The sequence below is a fragment of the Streptomyces paradoxus genome (assembly GCF_014202475.1).
GTDB lineage: Bacteria > Actinomycetota > Actinomycetes > Streptomycetales > Streptomycetaceae > Streptomyces > Streptomyces paradoxus.
This window is the reverse complement of the sequence record NZ_JACHGV010000005.1, coordinates 161,020-179,092: the sequence shown is the minus strand read 5'-3', so window position 1 is coordinate 179,092 and position 18,073 is coordinate 161,020. Positions and strand designations below refer to the sequence as shown.

Sequence of the window (18,073 nt, the reverse complement as noted above, 5' to 3'; positions counted from 1 at the left end):
GCCGGTCCAGGCGCCCCGGACCGGCTCGCGGTGCGGTGTCCCCCGTCCCTCAGCCCGTGAAAGGCCCGGTCGTCCTCATGCGTGAGAACCTGCCCGCCGTCGCTGTCTGTGCCGTCGTGCTCGTGGGGGTCCTCGCGCCCTCCGCCGCCGCGGCCTCCGCGCTGCCGCTGCCCCTGCCGGTCACCGCGGTGGAGCCGCTGGTCACCGAGGGGATCTCCATCGAAGGCCCGCTGGTGCAGAACGTCAGTCTGCCCACGCCGAAGTAGCGCGGCGCGTCCGGTAGCTGTCGCCGTCCAGCCGCACGATCTCGGCGTGATGGGCGAGGCGGTCCGTCATCGCCGGGGCGGACGGGCCGAAGACCTCGTCCCAGCGGCCGAGCGGGCGGTCGCTGGTCAGGATCAGTGAGGCCCGCTCGTACCGGTGCGCGACGAGCCGGAAGAACAGGCCCGCGGTCGCCGCGTCGAAGGGTGTGTAGCCGACCTCGTCGACGATCAGGAGGGGGTGATCGTCGAGAGCGGTCAGCTCCGCGTCGAGCCGGCCGGCGGCCCGGGCGTCGGAGAGCCGGGCGGCCCACTCGGCGGCGGTCGCGAACAGCACCCGGTGCCCGGCCTGGCAGGCCCGCACACCGAGGGCGACGGCCAGGTGGGTCTTGCCGGTGCCGGGCGGCCCGACGAAGACCACGTTGCGCCGGGCGTCGACGAAGTCCGCCTTGCCGAGCCGCGCCAGAGCCTCCCGGTCGAAGCCCCGGGGATGCTGCTGGTCGAAGTCCTCCAGCACCTTGCGCGCCGGGAACCCGGCGGCCCGGATCCGTGCCTCGGTGTCGGCGTCGGGGTCGGACCGCGGGGGGATGACGGCGGCAGGGGGCCTCTCGGATTCCGGTTCCGTCTGTTGCCGGCTTCCGTGGTCGCCGGCCTGCGCGGGCGGGACCGGCGCGCGGTCGGCGTGTCCGCGGTCCGTGTGGGCGACCATCGGCCCCGACATGTAGGCGAGGATCGCGGCCGAGGCGATGAACGCCATGTGGATCACCGTCCCCCACAGCAGGGCGTGCCGGGAGGTGTGGTGGACGTCCACGAACATCTGGAGCAGGTGCACGGAGGAGATGCCCACGATCGCCGTGGCGAGCTTGACCTTCAGCACGTTGGAGTTGACGTGCGAGAGCCATTCGGGCTGGTCACGGTGGCCCTGGAGGCCGATGCGCGAGACGAACGTCTCGTAGCCGCCGACGATCACCATGATCAGCAGGTTGGCGATCATGACGACGTCGACGAGCTTGAGCACCGCGAGCATGACGTACGTCTCGGTGGCGTGCCCGCCCAAGCACATCAGGATTAAGGTCCAGAGCTCCTTGAAGAACTTGTAGACGTAGACGCCCTGGGCGGCTACCAGCCCGAAGTACAGCGGGGCCTGGAGCCAGCGGGTGGCGAACAGGGCGTATCCGAGCGTGGTGGTCGTCGGGTTCTGCACCTTCGCCATTCTTCGGGGCCGCGATGGAAAAACTGAATTCACACCACACGTTGGGATGAATAGGCATTCAGTAGGACTGGACGCGCAGATCACACCACCCGACGCGGCCGATCAGGCACACTGGACGTTTGGCCGAGGCTTCGCGCTGTCGAGCCGTCCGAGCCCTCCGGCCACAGAAAGGGTGCCGCGCGTGAATGGTCCGCTGATCGTCCAGTCCGACAAGACCCTGCTCCTGGAAGTCGACCACGAGCAGGCCGACGACTGCCGCCGGGCTATCGCCCCGTTCGCGGAACTGGAGCGGGCGCCGGAGCACATCCACACCTACCGTGTGACGCCGCTGGGCCTGTGGAACGCCCGCGCGGCGGGGCATGACGCCGAGCAGGTCGTGGACGCGCTCGTGCAGTACAGCCGCTACCCGGTGCCGCACGCGCTGCTCGTGGACATCGCCGAGACGATGGACCGCTACGGCCGTCTCACCCTGTCCAAGCACCCGGCGCACGGGCTGGTCCTGACCACCACCGACCGCCCGGTGCTGGAGGAGATCCTGCGGTCGAAGCGGATCACGCCGCTGGTCGGCGCCCGCATCGACCCGGACACGGTCGCCGTGCACCCCTCCGAGCGCGGGCAGATCAAGCAGACGCTGCTGAAGCTGGGCTGGCCGGCCGAGGACCTCGCCGGGTACGTCGACGGCGAGGCGCACGAGATCGAGCTGGCCGAGGACGGCTGGGCGCTCCGGCCGTACCAGAAGCAGGCCGTGGAGAACTTCTGGCACGGCGGTTCGGGCGTCGTCGTCCTGCCCTGCGGCGCGGGGAAGACGCTGGTCGGGGCCGGGTCGATGGCGCAGGCGAAGTCGACCACCCTCATCCTCGTCACGAACACGGTCTCCGCCCGGCAGTGGAAGCACGAGCTGGTGAAGCGGACCTCGCTCACCGAGGACGAGATCGGCGAGTACAGCGGCACCCGCAAGGAGATCCGCCCGGTCACCATCGCCACCTACCAGGTGCTGACGACCCGGCGGAAGGGCGTCTACCCGCACCTGGAGCTGTTCGACTCGCGGGACTGGGGGCTGATCGTCTACGACGAGGTGCACCTGCTGCCCGCGCCGGTCTTCAAGTTCACCGCCGACCTCCAGGCGCGCCGGCGGCTCGGCCTGACCGCCACCCTGGTCCGTGAGGACGGCCGGGAGTCGGACGTGTTCTCCCTGATCGGTCCCAAGCGGTTCGACGCGCCGTGGAAGGAGATCGAGGCGCAGGGCTACATCGCGCCCGCCGACTGCGTGGAGGTCCGGGTCAATCTGACGGACTCCGAGCGGCTGGCGTACGCCACGGCCGAGACGGAGGAGAAGTACCGCTTCTGCGCGACGACCGCGACGAAGCGGAAGGTGACCGAGGCGATCGTGCGGCGGTTCGCCGGGCAGCAGATCCTCGTCATCGGCCAGTACATCGACCAGCTGGACGAGCTGGGTGAGCACCTCGGGGCGCCCGTGATCAAGGGCGAGACGTCGAACGCGCAGCGGGAGAAGCTCTTCGACGCCTTCCGCGAGGGTGAGATCAGCGTGCTCGTCGTGTCCAAGGTCGCGAACTTCTCGATCGACCTGCCGGAGGCGACGGTCGCCATCCAGGTCTCGGGCACCTTCGGCTCCCGGCAGGAGGAGGCCCAGCGCCTCGGCCGGGTGCTGCGCCCCAAGTCCGACGGCCACCAGGCGCACTTCTACTCGGTGGTCGCCCGGGACACCATCGACCAGGACTTCGCCGCCCACCGCCAGCGCTTCCTGGCGGAGCAGGGCTACGCGTACCGGATCATGGACGCGGACGAGCTGCTGGCGGAGAGCTGACGGGGCCGGGCCGGACCGCTCACTTGCGGCGGACCACGCCTACTTCCTCTCCGTACTGACCGAGGACGACCACGTCGAAGGCTGCGCCCGCGAAGACCTTGACGGCGCGCAGGGCATCGCCAAGACGGTGGCGGTGGCTGCCTGCCACGGCGGTGGCGCCGGGCGGGCGGCCCGGTGCCGGGGCGGGGGAGATGGTTGCTGCGCTCATGTCTCCATGGTGCGTTTTCGTCCGTAAAGCCCGCGTCGGTCTCGGGACCGAACCTTGCGGCGGTCCGCGTACGCCCCTGGGGTGACCCCCTCCTTCCGGGAGGAGGGTCCCGTCCCCTAGGGGACGGGAAAGAGGGGACCCGGGGGACGGGAAGAGGGGATCCGGGGGACGGGAAAGAGGAGACCCGGGGGACGGGAAAGAGGGGACGGGAAAACCGTTCGCGGTCACCGCTCCCGCTCCTCTAAGATCTCCGCTCTTGCCCGCCTCCGCCACGGAGTGCCGCCGACCGGACGGAAACCGGCCGGTATCTCACCGCCCACTCTTCAGCAGGTCCCTCCGGAGGCACCCCCTTGTCCACGCCCGTCGACGACCCGCTCGCGCGTGAGCGCTCCCACCTCTCCGCGTCCCGTTCCGCCCTGCGTGCCATGCGCGAGGGCGTCGAGGCCCTCGACATCAGCGACGTCACCGCGAACTGGGTCAACGCCGAGGCGCTGGCCCACCAGATCGAGGAGCGCATCAAGGCGCTCGCCGACCTCAGCGGCACCCCGCTGTTCTTCGGCCGGCTCGACTACCTGCACGCCCCCGGCGCCCAGGAGGCGGAAGGCGCGGAAGGGGAGCGCTTCTACATCGGGCGACGGCACGTGCACGACCACGACGGCGACCCCATGGTCATCGACTGGCGCGCGCCGGTCTCGCAGCCGTTCTACCGGGCCTCCAAGAAGGACCCGATGGACATCGCGCTGCGCCGCCGCTTCGGCTACACGGGCGGCGACCTCACGGCGTACGAGGACGAGCACCTGTCGGACCCGGCCGAGGCCGCCCGGACCAGCAAGCTGCTCCAGCAGGAGATCGAGCGGCCGCGTGTCGGCCCGATGCGGGACATCGTCGCGACGATCCAGCCGGAGCAGGACGAGATCGTCCGGTCCGGCCTCTCCGGCACGGTGTGCGTGCAGGGCGGCCCGGGCACCGGGAAGACCGCCGTCGGCCTGCACCGGGTCGCCTACCTCCTCTACGCCCACCGCGAGCGGCTCGCCCGTACCGGCACGCTGGTCATCGGTCCGAACCGGTCCTTCCTGCACTACATCGAGCAGGTCCTGCCCGCGCTGGGCGAGCTGGCCGTCCAGCAGGCCACCGTCGACGACCTCGTCGCCCACGTCGACATCAAGGGCACGGACGACGCGGCGGCCGCCGTCGTCAAGGGCGACGCCCGGCTGGCGCAGGTGCTGAGGCGGGCCCTGTACGCGCACGTCACGATGCCCACCGAGCCGGTCGTGGTCGTGCGCGGCTCCCGCCGCTGGCGGGTCCCGGCGTACGAACTGGAGGACATCGTCCGCGAGTTGCTCGACCGCGACATCCGCTACGGCGCCGCCCGCGAGGCCCTGCCGCAGCGCATCGCGCACGCCGTGCTGGTGCAGATGGAACGGTCGGGTGAGGCCCCGGACGACCGGGTGCAGGACGCGGTGGCCCGCAACAGCGCGGTCAGGGCGGCGGTCAAGGCGGTCTGGCCGGCCGTCGACCCGGCCAGGCTGGTGCTGCGGCTGCTGTCGGACGCGGAGTTCCTCGCCGTCCACGCCGACGGGATCCTCGACGAGGAGGAGCAGAAGGCGATCCTCTGGGCGAAGCCGGCGCGCAGCGTGAAGTCGGCCAGGTGGTCACCCGCGGACGCCGTCCTGATCGACGAGGCCACCGACCTGATCCAGCGCACGCACTCCCTCGGGCACGTCGTCCTCGACGAGGCGCAGGACCTCTCCCCCATGCAGTACCGGGCGGTCGGCCGCCGCTGCACCACCGGCAGCGCGACCGTCCTCGGCGACCTGGCGCAGGGCACCACGCCCTGGGCGACCCGGAGCTGGCAGGAGGCGCTGACCCACCTCGGCAAGCAGGACGCCCTGGTGGAGGAGCTGACGGCCGGTTTCCGCGTCCCGACGGACGTCATCACCTACGCCTCCCGGCTGCTCCCGCACATCGCCCCGGGCCTCACCCCGGTCGTGTCGATCCGCGAGAACCCAGGCCACTTCGAGGTCCGGCCGGTCTCCGGCCCCAAGGACGTGGTCGAGGCGTGCCGCGAGTCGCTGCGCCACGAGGGTTCGACGGGCCTGATCGCGGCGGACGCCCGCGTGCCCGAACTGGCCGAAGCCCTGACGGAGGCCGGCATCCCGTACCTCGGCCCCGGCGAGGAAACCACCCAGGACACCCGCCTGACCCTGGTCCCGGCGTCGCTGGCGAAGGGCCTGGAGTACGACTACGTCGTCCTGGACGAGCCCCGGGCGGTGGTCGACGGCGAACCGGACGAACGGACAGGGCTCCGACGTCTGTATGTGGCGCTGACGCGAGCGGTGTCGGGCCTGATCGTCACGCACGCGGCCGGGCTGCCGCCGCAGTTGGCCTCGACCACCCTTCGCTGACGCGCCGGACCTGCGCAACGGGCATCACCGGCGGTGATGCCCGTGGGTCGCCCGTCAGCGCCCGGCAGTCGCTCCTGCGCTCAGGTCGCGACCAAGCCGCCGTCGGCGGTGAGCACCGCGCCGGTGATGTAGCTGGCCTTGTCGGAGGCCAGGAACACCACGGCCTCGGCGATCTCCTCGGGCTCGCCGGCGCGGGTGAGCGGTGTGCTCCGGCTGAACGCCTCGAACATCTCGCCCACCGTCTCGACGGCCATGTCGGTCCGGATCGGGCCGGGCGCCACGGAGTTGACGCGAACGCCCGCCGCGCCGAACTCGACGGCCCACGACCGGGTCAGCGCGTCCATCGCGGCCTTGGAGGCGTTGTAGACGGAGCCGACCGGGGTGCCGATCTGCGCGGCGACCGACGACACGTTGACGATCGCACCCTTCTTCCTGGCCACCATGGCCGGCGCGAGGGCGGCCGTCAGGAAGTAGGACGCACGAACGTTGATGTCGAACACCTGCTCGTAGCTGTCGAGTGACTGCTCAGGGGTCGACGAGAACGGGAAGATGCCCGCGTTGTTCACCAGGATGTCCACCTCGCCGACCTCCTCGGCGAGCTTGCGGACGTCGTCGATGTTCGCGACGTCCGCGACGACGAAGTGGCCCGTCCCGCCCGCCTGCTCGATCAGCTCGACGGTCTCCTTGCCGAGCTCGGCCCTGCGCCCCGTCACGTAGACGGTGGCACCCGCCTCCGCGAGCTTGACCGCGACCGCGCGGCCGATACCCGACGTGGCGCCGGTGACGAGTGCCTTCTTGTCCTGCAGTTCGTTGGTTGACATGTCTGCAAACGTGGCGGTGCCAGATCGTCGGAGCATAATTTCGGCATATACGGCCTGGTCAGGTCGCGCAGGCATCGAAATGAATCAGGTGGTCAGGGCCGCTGTGCGCCGGGCGAAGTAGAGGCGCACGAAGTGCGGCAGCCGGTAGCGGCCGAGTACGAGCGGCTCGATCAGGTGCACGCCCGTGAGCGACTCCAGCACCATCTCGATCTCGCCGGGGTCGGCCCCGGACATCTCCGCCGCATGGTGGCTGTCGATCACCTCGGCGTCCTGGCGCGCGAAGCACATGAGCATGTGCCGTTCCGGATCGCTCAGCTGCTCCTCGGCCTCGATCAACGGGGCGAACATCGCAGCGCAGTCGGAGGGGATCACGCCGTCGAGCCTGCTCTCCCGCTCCATTTGCAGCAGAACCATCCCGATCGTCCAGTGAGGACGCGAGCTGAGCTTGCCGCCCATCACCCTGATCGGGCCCGGCAGTCGCGAGAGGCGTTCCAGCAGCGCCTCGGCCTGCCCGGGTTCCGCGTCCGCGCGCACCGGGCCGAGGACCTTGCGGAAGAAATCCCGTGCCTCCCGCTCGGCCAGCCCGGCGATCTTCAGCCAGGTCACCCCCGGCAGCTCGTGCAACCGGCGGACACTCGTGAGAATCATCGCCGAGCCGGGCGTGGCGAGATCGCGTACGGCCGCCGCGTCCTGCACGTCGTCGACCACGACCAGGAAACGCTTGTGGCGTGCCTTCTCCCGCCACAGTGCGGCTTTGTCGCCCACGGGGTTCTCCACGCCGACCGCGCGCAACAGCTCGTCGGCGACGTCCCCGCCCCTGACGAAGATCTGCCCGTCGGGGAAGCGGCCTCTGACGAGATGGCCGATCCGGGTGGCCAGCGCGGTCTTGCCGCTGCCCCGCATCCCGGTGATGCCCACGGTGCCCGGCAACGCCCGGAGAGCCTGCGCGATCTCCTCGGCACGGCCGGTGAAGTCGAGTAGATCCGGCAGCAGTTGCTCCGGTCTGCGCGGCAGGGTGAGGTCGCCCTTGAGGATCTGTGCGTGGACCTTGCGCAGCTCCGGCCCTGGTTCGAGGCCGAGTTCCTCGCCGAGGAGTGCGCGCGCCCGGTGGAAATGGTCAAGTGCTTCGCCCTGCCTGCCCTCCAGGTAGAGCGCGCGCATCAGCAGGGCGCGCGGTCGTTCCCTGAGCGGGAAGGCGGCGACGTGCTTCTGCAGCTCCAGCACGTCGAGTTCGCGTTCGAGGCAGTCCTCCCGCGCCTTGAGCCGGTAGTCGCCGAGCCGCACCCGCTGCGCGTCGAAGTAGGCACTCCGGAGGCCTTCCAAGGGCTCGCCGCGGCAGTCTTGGACGATCTCCGCGCGGACGGTGTACCCCCCGTCCCTGGACTTCAGGTTCAGCTCCGGAAGGAGCTTGCGGATCTTGTACACGTACGTCCGCAACGCCATCACCGCGCTCGGCGTCGGGTCGTCCCAGACCATGCCGATCAACTGGTCGTTGCTCAGCCGGATGCCGTTGTTCAGCAGCAACGCCGCCAGCACCGCCCGCTGCTGGCGCGGCCCCAGTTCGATCTCCTCCTCGTCGCGCCAGGCTCGTACCGGACCCATCAGTGAGAAGCGCAGGCTCATGCAACGGCACAACGCACGGGCACATCCCCTGCTTCCCCGTGCAGAGGCGACCCCAGCGGAGGCGGGGTGTACGACTCGGTGTTGCGGACATCACCGCACGCGGGTCACCGTCACCCAGGGGGGAGGCCCAGGGCGTTCAGACGGCGTCCAGGGCGGCCCGCCACCGTGCGACGGCTTCCGCCGACACCGGCGCCTCCCAGCCCTCCGGCCGGGCCGCCCCGCCGATGTGGAAGCCGTCGACCCCGGCCTTCAGCAGCATCGGCACATGATCGAGCCGCAGCCCGCCGCCCACCAGCAACTGCTGCCCGTAGCCCGGCTCCCCGGCCCGCCCGGCCTCCGCGATCAGCACGGCCAGCCCGCCGTCGACCCCGTCCGCCGACCCGGCCGTCAGATACGTGTCCAGCCCCGGCATCCCGTCCAACTGCTTGCGCAGGGCGGCCCGGTCGGCGGCCCGGTCGATGGCCCGGTGGAACGTCCAGGGGCATCCGTCCAGCACCGCCACCACCCGCTTCACGGCCGCCAGGTCGACCGCACCCCCTCCATCGAGGAAGCCCAGCACGAACTCCGACGCCCCGGCCTCCCGCAGCTCCGCAGCCGTATCGGCGAGCCGGTCGACATCCCCCGCAGCGAACCCGTCCGCCAGACGGATCATCACCCGCAGGGAGATGTCGACCGCCCGGCGGATCCCGGCGACGGTGGCGGCCGACGGCGTGAGCCCGTCGGCCGCCATGTCGGTGACCAGTTCAAGGCGGTCCGCGCCTCCCGCCTGGGCGGCGACCGCGTCCTCGACGCCGAGGGCGATCACCTCCAGGACTGCACGCTTGCTCATGGGGCCCCTTCGTCGGATGGGCGTCGGCGTTCGGCGACAGGTCTAGTCCAATCAAAGACTACGCTGCCCACTCCCGCGCGATCCGAAGCCCCCGGGACGGCGCCTCAGCCGTAGATGTTCAGCTCCTTCACTTCCACCCCGGCCAGCTCGAACGCCGGCACCCCGTCGACCGGCCGTCCCGTGTACAGCCGTACGAGCGTGGACCCGTCCCCGATGAAACGGCCGGGGGGCCGCTCCCCGCCGCTCTCCCCGAGCCGCAGCGGCTCGTCCAGGTCGTCGAGGTCGGCGTGCAGCGGCACGTGTCCCCGCTCGCGGGTGATCCGGGCGAGCAGCGCGAGCGCGTCCGGCAGCCCGGCCCCGCCGTACGCCCCCGGCTCGCCGAGGGCCTCGCGGACGTCCCCGGCGTGCACCCACTCCCCGAGGGCGAGGCCGTCCAGCCTGCCGCCGGCCCGGGCGATCGCGGGCCCGGCCGCGCCCATCCCCCGCTCCAGCTCGTCGACGACCCGCGCGTCGCTCCAGCCGGCCCGGTCCGCGATGTCCCGGTCGTTGGCCTCGGGCGAGAACACGCCCTCCTCGAACCGGCCCTCCGCCACCCGGGTCAGCGCGGCCGAGCAGTGCGCCAGCACGTCCCGCACCGTCCAGCCCGGACACGCGGCGACAGGCAGCGCGAAGTCCTCCCCGGCCCGGTCCCGCAGCAGCGGGATCAGCGCGTCACGCTCGATCGTCAGCAGCCGCCCGGGCTGCTCGGGGTCCCGTACGTCTGGAACATCAGCAGGTGTCGTCATGACCCCCACGCTAGGTGCCCGACCCCGCTCGGCGGGAGAATGCCCCCATGGCCGATCTCGACTCCCTGCGCACCCGCTTCGCCCGCACCCTGGAAGCGGCCCGGGGCCCGGCCGGCGGCCCTGACCCGGCGCCGTACGCCGATGCCCTGCTCACCCGCTGGCAGGAGCCCCAGCGCCGCTACCACACGGTCGGGCACCTGACGGCGGTCCTCGACCGCGTCGACGAACTGGAGCGGTACGCGCACGACCCGGACGTGGTCCGGCTGGCCGCCTGGTTCCACGACGCGGTCTACCTGCCCGACCGCTCCGAGAACGAGGAGCGCTCGGCCCGCCTCGCCGAACGCGCCCTCGCCGAAGCCGGCGTGCCCGACGCCAAGACCGCCGAGGTGGCCCGCCTGGTCCGCCTCACCGTCACCCACGACCCCGACGACGACGACCCCGACGGCCAGGTCCTGTGCGACGCGGACCTCGCGATCCTCGCCTCGCCCCCGTCGGCGTACGCCGCCTACACCGCGGCCGTCCGCGAGGAGTACCACTTCGTCCCCAGCGACGCCTTCCGCGAGGGCCGCGCCGCGATCCTGCGCCAACTCCTCGACCTCCCCCGCCTGTTCAGGACACCGCACGGCACCGCCAAGTGGGAGGCCACGGCCCGCTACAACCTCACCGCCGAGCTGGAAATGCTGTCGCTCCCACCCCGGAACTCCTCGTAGCCTGCCCGCCATGTGGACAACGGGAGCGGAACAGGTGGAGCAGGCCGTCGCCGAGTGCGTGAGCCTGCTGGGGGCGGTCACCGAGCGGGACTGGGAAGGGGTGCGGGCCGGGCGGCTGGAGTGGAGCTGCCGGGAGACGGCCGTGCACATCGCCGACGATCTCATCGCGTACGCGGGGCAGCTCGCGGGGCGGGAGCAGGACGGGTACTCGCCGTTCGACATCGCTCTGGAGGAGGGGACCGACAACGCGGGCGTGGTGCGGGTGATCGGCGCGATGGGTGCCCTGCTCGCCGCCGCGGTCCGCACCACCCCGCGGGACGTGCGGGCCTTCCACCCGTACCCGTTCCGCAGCGCGAACCGTGAGGGGTTCGCCGCGATGGGTGTGATCGAGGTGCTGCTGCACACGCACGACATCTCCGAGGGGCTGGGCCTGTCGTACGAACCGGCGCCCGAGCTGTGCGACTTCGTGCTCACCCGGCTCTTCCCGCACGTCCAGCCCGGCCCCACCCCATGGCCGACGCTGCTGTGGGCCACCGGCCGCGGGGACCTGCCCGGCCGCGCCCCGGTGACCGAGTGGCGCTGGAACAACAACCTGGTGATCGGCACCGAGCGGCTCACCCTGGAGGGCGTCACCCCCGCGGCGGCCACCGACCTGTCCACGGTCGGCGACGGCGGCTTCGAGTGGATCGAGGGCGGCCCGGTCGAGGGCACCCGGGTCGGCGCCGGGCTGGTCCACAAGCAGTACGAGGACGGGGTCCACCGCCCGGAGTGGGGCATGTACGTGCTCGTCCGGCGCGAGGACGGCCGCGCGCTCGGCGCCATGGGCTTCCACGGCGTCCCGGACGAGGCAGGGCGGGTCGAGATCGGCTACGACCTGGTCGAGGGCGCCCGCGGCCACGGCTACGCCACCGAGGCGCTGCGCACGCTGTCGGCGTGGGCGCTGGACCGGGACGAGGCGCGGACCGTGGTCGCGGTGGTCGAGCGGGGCAACCTGCCGTCGCAGAAGGTGCTCGCACGGGCCGGATTCACCCAGGTGCCCGCCGAGGACCCCGAGCACCTGGCCTACGAGCTGCGCGAGTCCCGGGAGGGATAGCGCCCCTTGGGCCGCCGCAGCCCAGCCGCGTGCAGCAGCCGCACCACCTCGCGGCTGCCGACCTCCACCGCCCCGGCCCGCACCGCGTCGGCGTACCGCTCGCCGGGGATGTCGTAGTGGTCGCGCTCGAAGGCCCGGCGGGGGACGCCGAGGCGCGCGGCGAAGGTGTGGAGCTCGTCGTAGGAGACGTCGCTGACGAGGTGGGACCACATGCGGCCGTGGCCGGGCCAGGTCGGCGGGTCGATGTAGATCGTCACGAAGGCCTCACGAGGACGCCGGCCCGCCGGTGGCCTCGCCCAGCGATCCCACCGCCGCGACCTTCACGCCCGCCTCGCTGCACACCCAGTGCGGGTCGGGCCCCAACTCCGGTTCCACGTCGAGGGCGTGCGGCTCACCGGCGCCGCACACCGGGCACAGCGGCCAGCGGCCGTACCGCTCCAGCAGGGCGTCCTGGACGTCCTGCGCGACCAGACCGGCCACGTACCGGGCTCCCTCGGGCCACTGCTCGACCCACCATCGCCGCTGCTTGACGGACTCCTCGACCAGGGACACGACATCCGCCTCGGCGACGCGTCCCGCGACGAGGTCGGCCAGCACGAGGGCGCGCGCGGCGTGCAGCGCCTGCTCCAGGGGGCTGATGGGATCCATGCACCCATTGTGCGCACTCTTGACCCCGTCGCCGCCCCGAAAATATCTTTCAATCGTGACCCGAGACGTGAAGGAAATTTTCGCCCGCGATCGGAGCGGCTCCTCCGGGGTGAGCGGCGCCCCGCCCGCCCCCGCCGCCCTCGCGGCCAAGGTCCGCACGCTGGGCCCGTCGATGACGCGCTCCATGCAGCGCGTCGCCGAGGCCGTCGCGGGCGACCCGGCCGGCTGCGCGGCCCTCACGGTCACCGGCCTCGCCGAACTCACCGGCACCAGCGAGGCCACCGTCGTACGCACCGCCCGCCTGCTGGGCTATCCGGGTTACCGGGACCTGCGGCTGGCGCTCGCCGGCCTCGCCGCGCAGCAGCAGTCGGGCCGCGCCCCGGCCATCACGACGGACATCGCCGTCGACGACCCGATCGCCGACGTGGTCGCCAAGCTCGCCTACGACGAGCAGCAGACCCTCGCCGACACCGCCGCCGGTCTCGACACCGTCCAACTGGGCGCGGCCGTCACCGCGCTGACCACGGCCCGCCGCACCGACGTGTACGGCGTCGGGGCCTCCGGCCTGGTCGCCCAGGACCTCACGCAGAAGCTGCTGCGCATAGGGCTCCTGGCCCACGCCCACAGCGACCCGCACCTCGCCGTCACCAACGCCGTCCAACTGCGCGCGGGCGATGTCGCGGTCGCCGTCACGCACTCCGGGTCGACGGGGGACGTCATCGAGCCGCTGCGGGTCGCCTTCGAGTGCGGTGCGACGACGGTGGCGATCACCGGCCGCCCGGACGGCCCGGTCACGCAGTACGCCGATCATGTCCTCACCACGTCCACCGCACGCGAGAGCGAGCTGCGTCCGGCGGCGATGTCGTCCCGGACCGGCCAGCTCCTCGTGGTGGACTGCCTGTTCGTGGGGGTGGCGCAGCGGACGTACGAGACGGCGGCGCCGGCGCTGTCGGCGTCGTACGAGGCGCTGGCCCACCGGCATCGTTCCTGAGGCCGCCGCCCCGCCCAGCACCGGAAAGACACGGAAAGAGCCGTCCATGACCTCCACCTCCAGCCCCCGTGATCTCAGGACCGAGTTGGAGTCCCTGACCACCGAGGCCTTCCGGCCGGAACTCGCGGACATCGACCGGCTGCCCACCCTCGACATCGCCCGGTTGATGAACGGCGAGGACGCAACCGTGGCCGGGGCGGTAGCGGCCCGGCTGCCGCAGATCGCCGCCGCGATCGACGCCGTCGCCGAGCGGATGGCCCGGGGCGGCCGCCTGGTCTATGCGGGCGCGGGCACGGCGGGCCGGATGGGCGTCCTGGACGCCTCCGAGTGCCCGCCCACGTTCAACACCGACCCCTCCCGGGTCGTCGGCCTGATCGCGGGCGGCCGGGATGCCGTGGTCACCTCGGTGGAGGGCGCGGAGGACTCCCGGGACCTGGCCGAGGCGGACCTGAAGGCCCTCGACCTGACCCCCGACGACACCGTGGTCGGCGTCTCCGCCTCCGGCCGCACCCCGTACGCCATCGGCGCGGTCGAACACGCCCGCGCCTGCCGCTCCCTCACCATCGGCCTCGCCTGCAACTCCGGCAGCCCGCTCGCGGCCGCCGCCGACCACGGCATCGAGATCGTCGTGGGTCCCGAACTGCTCACCGGCTCCACCCGCCTGAAGGCCGGCACGGCGCAGAAGCTCGTCCTCAACATGCTCTCGACGATCACGATGATCCGGCTGGGCAAGACCTACGGGAACCTGATGGTCGACGTCCGCGCGTCGAACGACAAGCTCCGGGCCCGCTCCCACCGCATCGTCGCCCTCGCCACCGGAGCCGCCGAGGAGGACATCGAGCGGGCCCTGACCGCCACGGACGGCGAGGTCAAGAACGCGATCCTCGCCCTCCTGGCCGACGTCGATGGACCGACGGCGGCCAGGCTGCTGGAAGAGTCCGACGGCCACCTGCGCGCGGCCCTGGCGGCGGCCGGCTGAACCGTCACGCCCCCACGACCACCCGCTGTTCCTCCCCCTCCCCCAGCCGCTCGGCCTGTTCCGCCGTCGCCTTCTCGGCCAGGGCGCTGACCGCCGTGTTGAAGCGCTCCATCGACGTGGGGCGGTCCGGGCCGAGGACGTACTCCTTGAGGACCCGGCGCTCGGGTGCCATCGGGTCGTGCGCCGGCTCGCGGACCGACCGGAGGATCTCCGGCAGGCGGATGCAGGCCCGGTCGAGCAGGTAGGCGCCCCCGGCGGTGGTGTACGCCGCCCGGAACTCCTCGTCGGGCAGGTCGTTCGCGTTGGTCAGGACGTACGGCTTGAGGCTCGCCACGAAGTCCGCGACGACCGACGAGACATCGCTGATGAGCATGTCGGCCTGGTCGAAGCACTCGTACAGCGTGGGCAGTTGCTTGAGGATCACCTGGTGCCGGACCGGCCCCCGGCTCTGCCAGAAGAGCCGGTGCCACTCGGCCCGCAGCTCGTGCCACTCCGCCTCCCCGTCCCCGGCGGGGAGGCGCGCATCGCGCACCTGCTGAGCGTCGTCGCCGGTGAGCCGCCCGGACAGTTCGCCGAGCCGGGCCTGGATCTCGGCGAGCCGTGGCCGGGCGGCGGCGATCGCGGCCTCGGCCTCCTGGGCGTCCCGCCGCTCGTTGTCGGCGCGCAGCAGCTCCCGGACGGCCCGGTCCGCCTCGGCCGCCACCCGGGAGCGCTTGCCGGTGAGGGGGTGCGGCTTGTAGAGGACGCGGACGTTCTCGGCGAGCAGCCTCTCGACCAGCGGCACGCCCATCGGGATCAGCGACGTGTGGCAGTCGTCGTCGCTCCAGCCCTCCCAGGTCGGCGCGTACAGCACGGTCGGCACCGGCCCCGGCACATGGTCGGCGTGCAGCCGGATCGACGACAGCTGCGGGCGGCCCACCTCGACGATCGCCGAGTCGCTGATCGCGTGCCGCACCCGCTGGTAGCGGTCGCGCCCGGCCCGCCCGGCCACCCAGATCTCGTCGTACACCTTGCTCACCCGGTTGCTGCTGGCGAGCTTGTCGCTGTCGCCGTGCCCGATGAACACGTGCTTGGCCTCGGCGACGCGCAGCATGTGCACGTTCTTGCCCGCGTTGCCCGGGTAGAGGACGACCCGCAGCTGGGGCAGCTCCAGCTGCGCCACGTCGTCGGCCTTCGGCACGCACACGACCGGGATCGACGTACGGCCGAGGTAGCGGAACGACGCCCGCTCCCTCAGGATGATCAGCGGCCGCCGGTCGAGCTGCTCCAGCGTCTCGATCCACATGTTGACCTGGTACATGAAGTCCCGCGACACGGCCGCGAAGCTGAAGTACAGCGCCACCTCCGGCCGGTATCCGGCGAGTTGCCGGTTGAGCTCGGCGATCACCTCGTCGTCCGGCGGCATCCGCCGGGCCCGGCGCAGCTGCCCCAGCAGCGCCGCCACGGCCGCGGCCGCCAGCCCGGCGGTGAGGGCGAATCCGACGCCCGCGGGCTGCCACGCCCCGGCCGCGAGCGCGGCGAGGAGCCCGGCATGGGCCGGCAGGTCGAGGTGCAGCAGCTTGCGCAGGAAGCGCCGGTAGAGGAGCGCGGGCGGCGACTGCGGGATGCCCGCCCCGCTCATGTCGAGGTTGCGCACCACGACCGGCAGCGTGCGGCGCCGCCGGATGGCGTGGTGCACCGCCGTGTACAGGATCACCAGGCTGAAGTGAGCGCTGAAGACGGCCAGTGCGGCCACCAGCACCGCGCCCGGCGCGTCCATCCGGTCGGCCAGCGCCAGCAGCATCACCGTCCGCACGGCGAACCGCATCGTCCGGGTCAGCTGCAACGCTGCCAGCCGCCGCACGAAGGCGGGAGCGCGCGAGTGCAGCACCTCGTCCACGGCGTAGGTCACGGCCGAGGCGGCGGCGAACCCCCACAGCGAGGGGAGCAGTGCGAAGACGGGCAGTGCGGCGAATCCGGCGGCGAACAGGAACACGAGAAGAAGGTCGGTCTTCCCGCGCACACGCAGGACACCGCACAGCCAACGGAACGTCATAAGACAGGATTCCTCTGGGGAAAGGATGTGATTTCCGGAGTGGCGTGCGGTGGGGCGAACGCCGGCGTATGCGCGATACGCCTGTTCGACGGTGGTGGAGGGCGAATGGTTGTACATCCGCCGTTGGCAATTACTTCACCGTGACTTGGGCTCCCGGTTGACTTGCCGAACGCGAGCCCGCAGGGCCTCCCGCACGGGCAACGACCGCAGTACGTCGGTGAGTTGCTCGGCCGTCCGTACGTTGCACCGCCCCAGATCGACCAGGGCGAACGGCTCGTCACGCGCGGCCGTGACCGGGTCCACGCGCAGGGACGGCAGTACGACACCGACTCCCGCGAGGGCGTCCCGCAGCGACTTCACGATCTCTTCGGTCGAGCGCATCCTGTCCTACCTCCACGCTGAGTTTGTGATTCACCACACAGCGTGGCCGAGGCATCCCTAACCTGGCCAGATACGGCGGTCCAACAACCCGATGTGTACGACAGGGAGTCGCCCATGCCCGGATCCAGGGACCTCGACCCGTCCTCCTCCCCACGGGCCCTCCTGGGCGCCGAACTCCGCCACGCCCGCGAGAAGGCCGGCCTGAGCCAGGAGGAACTGGGGCAGCGGCTGTTCGTGAGCGGGTCGTTCATCGGGCAACTGGAGGCGGGGACGCGGAGGTTGCAGCGGGAGTATGCGCGGCTGCTGGACGAGGTGCTGGGGACGGAGGATTTCTTCCAGCGGAACTGTGCGGCGGCGGCGAAGTCGAAGTATCCGGACCACTTTGCGGAGGCGGCGGAGGCGGAGGCTGCGGCTACTGAGATCCGGCAGTTCGCGCCGCTCCTCATTCCCGGGCTGCTGCAAACCCCCGCGTACGCACGGGCCGTGTTCCGCGCGTACCGGCCCACAGCACCGGAGGCGGTGATCGAGGAGTTGGTGACTGCACGGATGGACAGGGCTCGCATCCTCGACGATCCAACAAGCCCGTTGTTGTGGATGGTGATTGACGAGGCTGCACTACGGAGGGAGACCGGTGGGCGAGAGGTCATGGCAGGAGCGCTACGCCATGTCACGGCCCTGATCCGCAGGAACCGGATCATCGTGCAGGTGCTGCCGTTCGGCGCGGGAGCCCACGCGTCGATGGAGGGCTCCATGAAGCTGATGGATTTCGAGGACGCGCCTCCGTTGCTCTACTTCGAGGGAGTCGGCACGGGACGACTGGAGGATGACCCGGCAACCGTCCACCACCAGCGGCGTACCTTCCAGCTCCTCACCGCCTGCGCCCTCCCCCCGGACGGATCCCTGGCTCTCATCGAAGACATCGCGCAGGATTGCGGCCATGAGGAACACGCCTGAGTGGTACAAGTCCAGCTACAGCGGCGGCAGCGGCGGCGACTGCCTGGAGATAGCCGACGGCCACCGCACCCTCATCCCCGTTCGCGACTCCAAGAACCCCGAAGGCCCGAAGCTCGTGTTCCGGGCCACCGCCTGGTCCGCGTTCGTCGAGAACCTCAAGGACGAGACGGCCTGAGCTTCGGGACCCGGGCTTCGAGCCCTCTTTTCAAGGAATGGGTGGAGGGCCTCAACCCACCCTCCCACCCCGAGAGTTGACGCGACGCGTCCGGCTTGCCACGGACAGTCACGTACCTCTAACGTTCCCTGCACAAAG

19 protein-coding genes are annotated in these 18,073 nt (G+C 71.6%); 9 read left to right on the top strand and 10 right to left on the bottom strand.

The window, feature by feature from the left end; all coding sequences use genetic code 11:
- Positions 1 to 77: 77 nt before the first annotated feature.
- Positions 78 to 266, top strand: a complete 189-nt coding sequence (locus tag HNR57_RS18480; RefSeq protein ID WP_184561107.1) for a hypothetical protein — start codon at positions 78 to 80, stop codon at positions 264 to 266.
- Here the strand turns inward: HNR57_RS18480 and istB are convergent.
- Positions 244 to 1,473, bottom strand: a complete 1,230-nt coding sequence (istB, locus tag HNR57_RS18475; protein WP_184561106.1) for an IS21-like element helper ATPase IstB — start codon at positions 1,471 to 1,473, stop codon at positions 244 to 246. The two genes, HNR57_RS18480 and istB, sit on opposite strands and share 23 nt — an antisense overlap.
- 181 nt (positions 1,474 to 1,654) lie before the next feature.
- Between istB and HNR57_RS18470 the strand changes: the two genes are divergently transcribed.
- On the top strand, positions 1,655 to 3,298 hold the full coding sequence (locus HNR57_RS18470; RefSeq protein WP_184561105.1) for a DNA repair helicase XPB: 1,644 nt from the start codon (positions 1,655 to 1,657) through the stop codon (positions 3,296 to 3,298).
- A 19-nt stretch (positions 3,299 to 3,317) separates the two neighbouring features.
- Here the strand turns inward: HNR57_RS18470 and HNR57_RS18465 are convergent, their stop codons facing one another.
- Positions 3,318 to 3,506, bottom strand: a complete 189-nt coding sequence (locus HNR57_RS18465; protein WP_161366646.1) for a hypothetical protein — start codon at positions 3,504 to 3,506, stop codon at positions 3,318 to 3,320.
- A 350-nt stretch (positions 3,507 to 3,856) separates the two neighbouring features.
- Here HNR57_RS18465 and HNR57_RS18460 point away from each other — a divergent pair, with 350 nt between their 5' ends.
- A complete protein-coding gene (locus tag HNR57_RS18460; RefSeq protein ID WP_184561104.1) occupies positions 3,857 to 5,911 on the top strand; it encodes a HelD family protein in 2,055 nt (684 codons plus the stop codon).
- Between the two features lie 80 nt (positions 5,912 to 5,991).
- Here the strand turns inward: HNR57_RS18460 and HNR57_RS18455 are convergent, their stop codons facing one another.
- The 4 genes from HNR57_RS18455 to HNR57_RS18440 all read right to left on the bottom strand — a co-directional run bounded on the left by HNR57_RS18455 (position 5,992) and on the right by HNR57_RS18440 (position 9,969).
- Positions 5,992 to 6,732 (bottom strand): SDR family NAD(P)-dependent oxidoreductase, encoded by a 741-nt coding sequence (locus HNR57_RS18455; RefSeq protein WP_184561103.1) that lies wholly within the window; start codon positions 6,730 to 6,732, stop codon positions 5,992 to 5,994.
- Positions 6,733 to 6,816: 84 nt separating this feature from the next.
- Positions 6,817 to 8,334, bottom strand: a complete 1,518-nt coding sequence (locus HNR57_RS18450; protein ID WP_184561102.1) for an AfsR/SARP family transcriptional regulator — start codon at positions 8,332 to 8,334, stop codon at positions 6,817 to 6,819.
- Between the two features lie 157 nt (positions 8,335 to 8,491).
- On the bottom strand, positions 8,492 to 9,184 hold the full coding sequence (locus HNR57_RS18445; RefSeq protein WP_184561101.1) for a copper homeostasis protein CutC: 693 nt from the start codon (positions 9,182 to 9,184) through the stop codon (positions 8,492 to 8,494).
- A gap of 104 nt (positions 9,185 to 9,288) precedes the next feature.
- A complete protein-coding gene (locus HNR57_RS18440; protein WP_184561100.1) occupies positions 9,289 to 9,969 on the bottom strand; it encodes a maleylpyruvate isomerase family mycothiol-dependent enzyme in 681 nt (226 codons plus the stop codon).
- A gap of 47 nt (positions 9,970 to 10,016) precedes the next feature.
- Here HNR57_RS18440 and HNR57_RS18435 point away from each other — a divergent pair, with 47 nt between their 5' ends.
- Both HNR57_RS18435 and HNR57_RS18430 read left to right on the top strand, forming a co-directional pair.
- Entirely contained in the window at positions 10,017 to 10,679 is a 663-nt protein-coding gene (locus HNR57_RS18435) for an HD domain-containing protein (protein ID WP_184561099.1), read from the top strand.
- Positions 10,680 to 10,713: 34 nt separating this feature from the next.
- Positions 10,714 to 11,772, top strand: coding sequence for a GNAT family N-acetyltransferase (locus HNR57_RS18430; RefSeq protein ID WP_184561436.1), 1,059 nt, complete (start codon positions 10,714 to 10,716; stop codon positions 11,770 to 11,772).
- Here HNR57_RS18430 and HNR57_RS18425 read toward each other — a convergent pair.
- A complete protein-coding gene (locus HNR57_RS18425) occupies positions 11,742 to 12,029 on the bottom strand; it encodes a DUF4031 domain-containing protein (RefSeq protein ID WP_184561098.1) in 288 nt (95 codons plus the stop codon). The two genes, HNR57_RS18430 and HNR57_RS18425, sit on opposite strands and share 31 nt — an antisense overlap.
- Positions 12,030 to 12,036: 7 nt before the next feature.
- Positions 12,037 to 12,420 (bottom strand): DUF8819 family protein, encoded by a 384-nt coding sequence (locus HNR57_RS18420; protein WP_184561097.1) that lies wholly within the window; start codon positions 12,418 to 12,420, stop codon positions 12,037 to 12,039.
- A 55-nt stretch (positions 12,421 to 12,475) separates the two neighbouring features.
- On the opposite strand from HNR57_RS18420, the gene HNR57_RS18415 reads away from it, so the two are divergent.
- The gene (locus HNR57_RS18415; RefSeq protein WP_184561096.1) at positions 12,476 to 13,411 is read left to right on the top strand and encodes a MurR/RpiR family transcriptional regulator; all 936 of its coding nucleotides are present in this window, start codon (positions 12,476 to 12,478) and stop codon (positions 13,409 to 13,411) included.
- 46 nt (positions 13,412 to 13,457) lie between these two features.
- Complete coding sequence (gene murQ, locus HNR57_RS18410; RefSeq protein ID WP_184561095.1) at positions 13,458 to 14,390, top strand: N-acetylmuramic acid 6-phosphate etherase; 933 nt, start codon at positions 13,458 to 13,460, stop codon at positions 14,388 to 14,390.
- Between the two features lie 4 nt (positions 14,391 to 14,394).
- On the opposite strand, the gene HNR57_RS18405 is transcribed toward murQ, so the two are convergent.
- Positions 14,395 to 16,425, bottom strand: a complete 2,031-nt coding sequence (locus HNR57_RS18405) for a hypothetical protein (RefSeq protein ID WP_184561094.1) — start codon at positions 16,423 to 16,425, stop codon at positions 14,395 to 14,397.
- 135 nt (positions 16,426 to 16,560) lie between these two features.
- Positions 16,561 to 16,806, bottom strand: a complete 246-nt coding sequence (locus tag HNR57_RS18400) for a hypothetical protein (protein ID WP_184561093.1) — start codon at positions 16,804 to 16,806, stop codon at positions 16,561 to 16,563.
- A 114-nt stretch (positions 16,807 to 16,920) separates the two neighbouring features.
- On the opposite strand from HNR57_RS18400, the gene HNR57_RS18395 reads away from it, so the two are divergent.
- Positions 16,921 to 17,760 (top strand): helix-turn-helix domain-containing protein, encoded by an 840-nt coding sequence (locus HNR57_RS18395; RefSeq protein ID WP_184561092.1) that lies wholly within the window; start codon positions 16,921 to 16,923, stop codon positions 17,758 to 17,760.
- Entirely contained in the window at positions 17,744 to 17,935 is a 192-nt protein-coding gene (locus HNR57_RS18390; protein ID WP_184561091.1) for a DUF397 domain-containing protein, read from the top strand. The genes HNR57_RS18395 and HNR57_RS18390 overlap by 17 nt, the downstream gene beginning before the upstream one ends.
- The last annotated feature ends 138 nt before the right edge of the window (positions 17,936 to 18,073 follow it).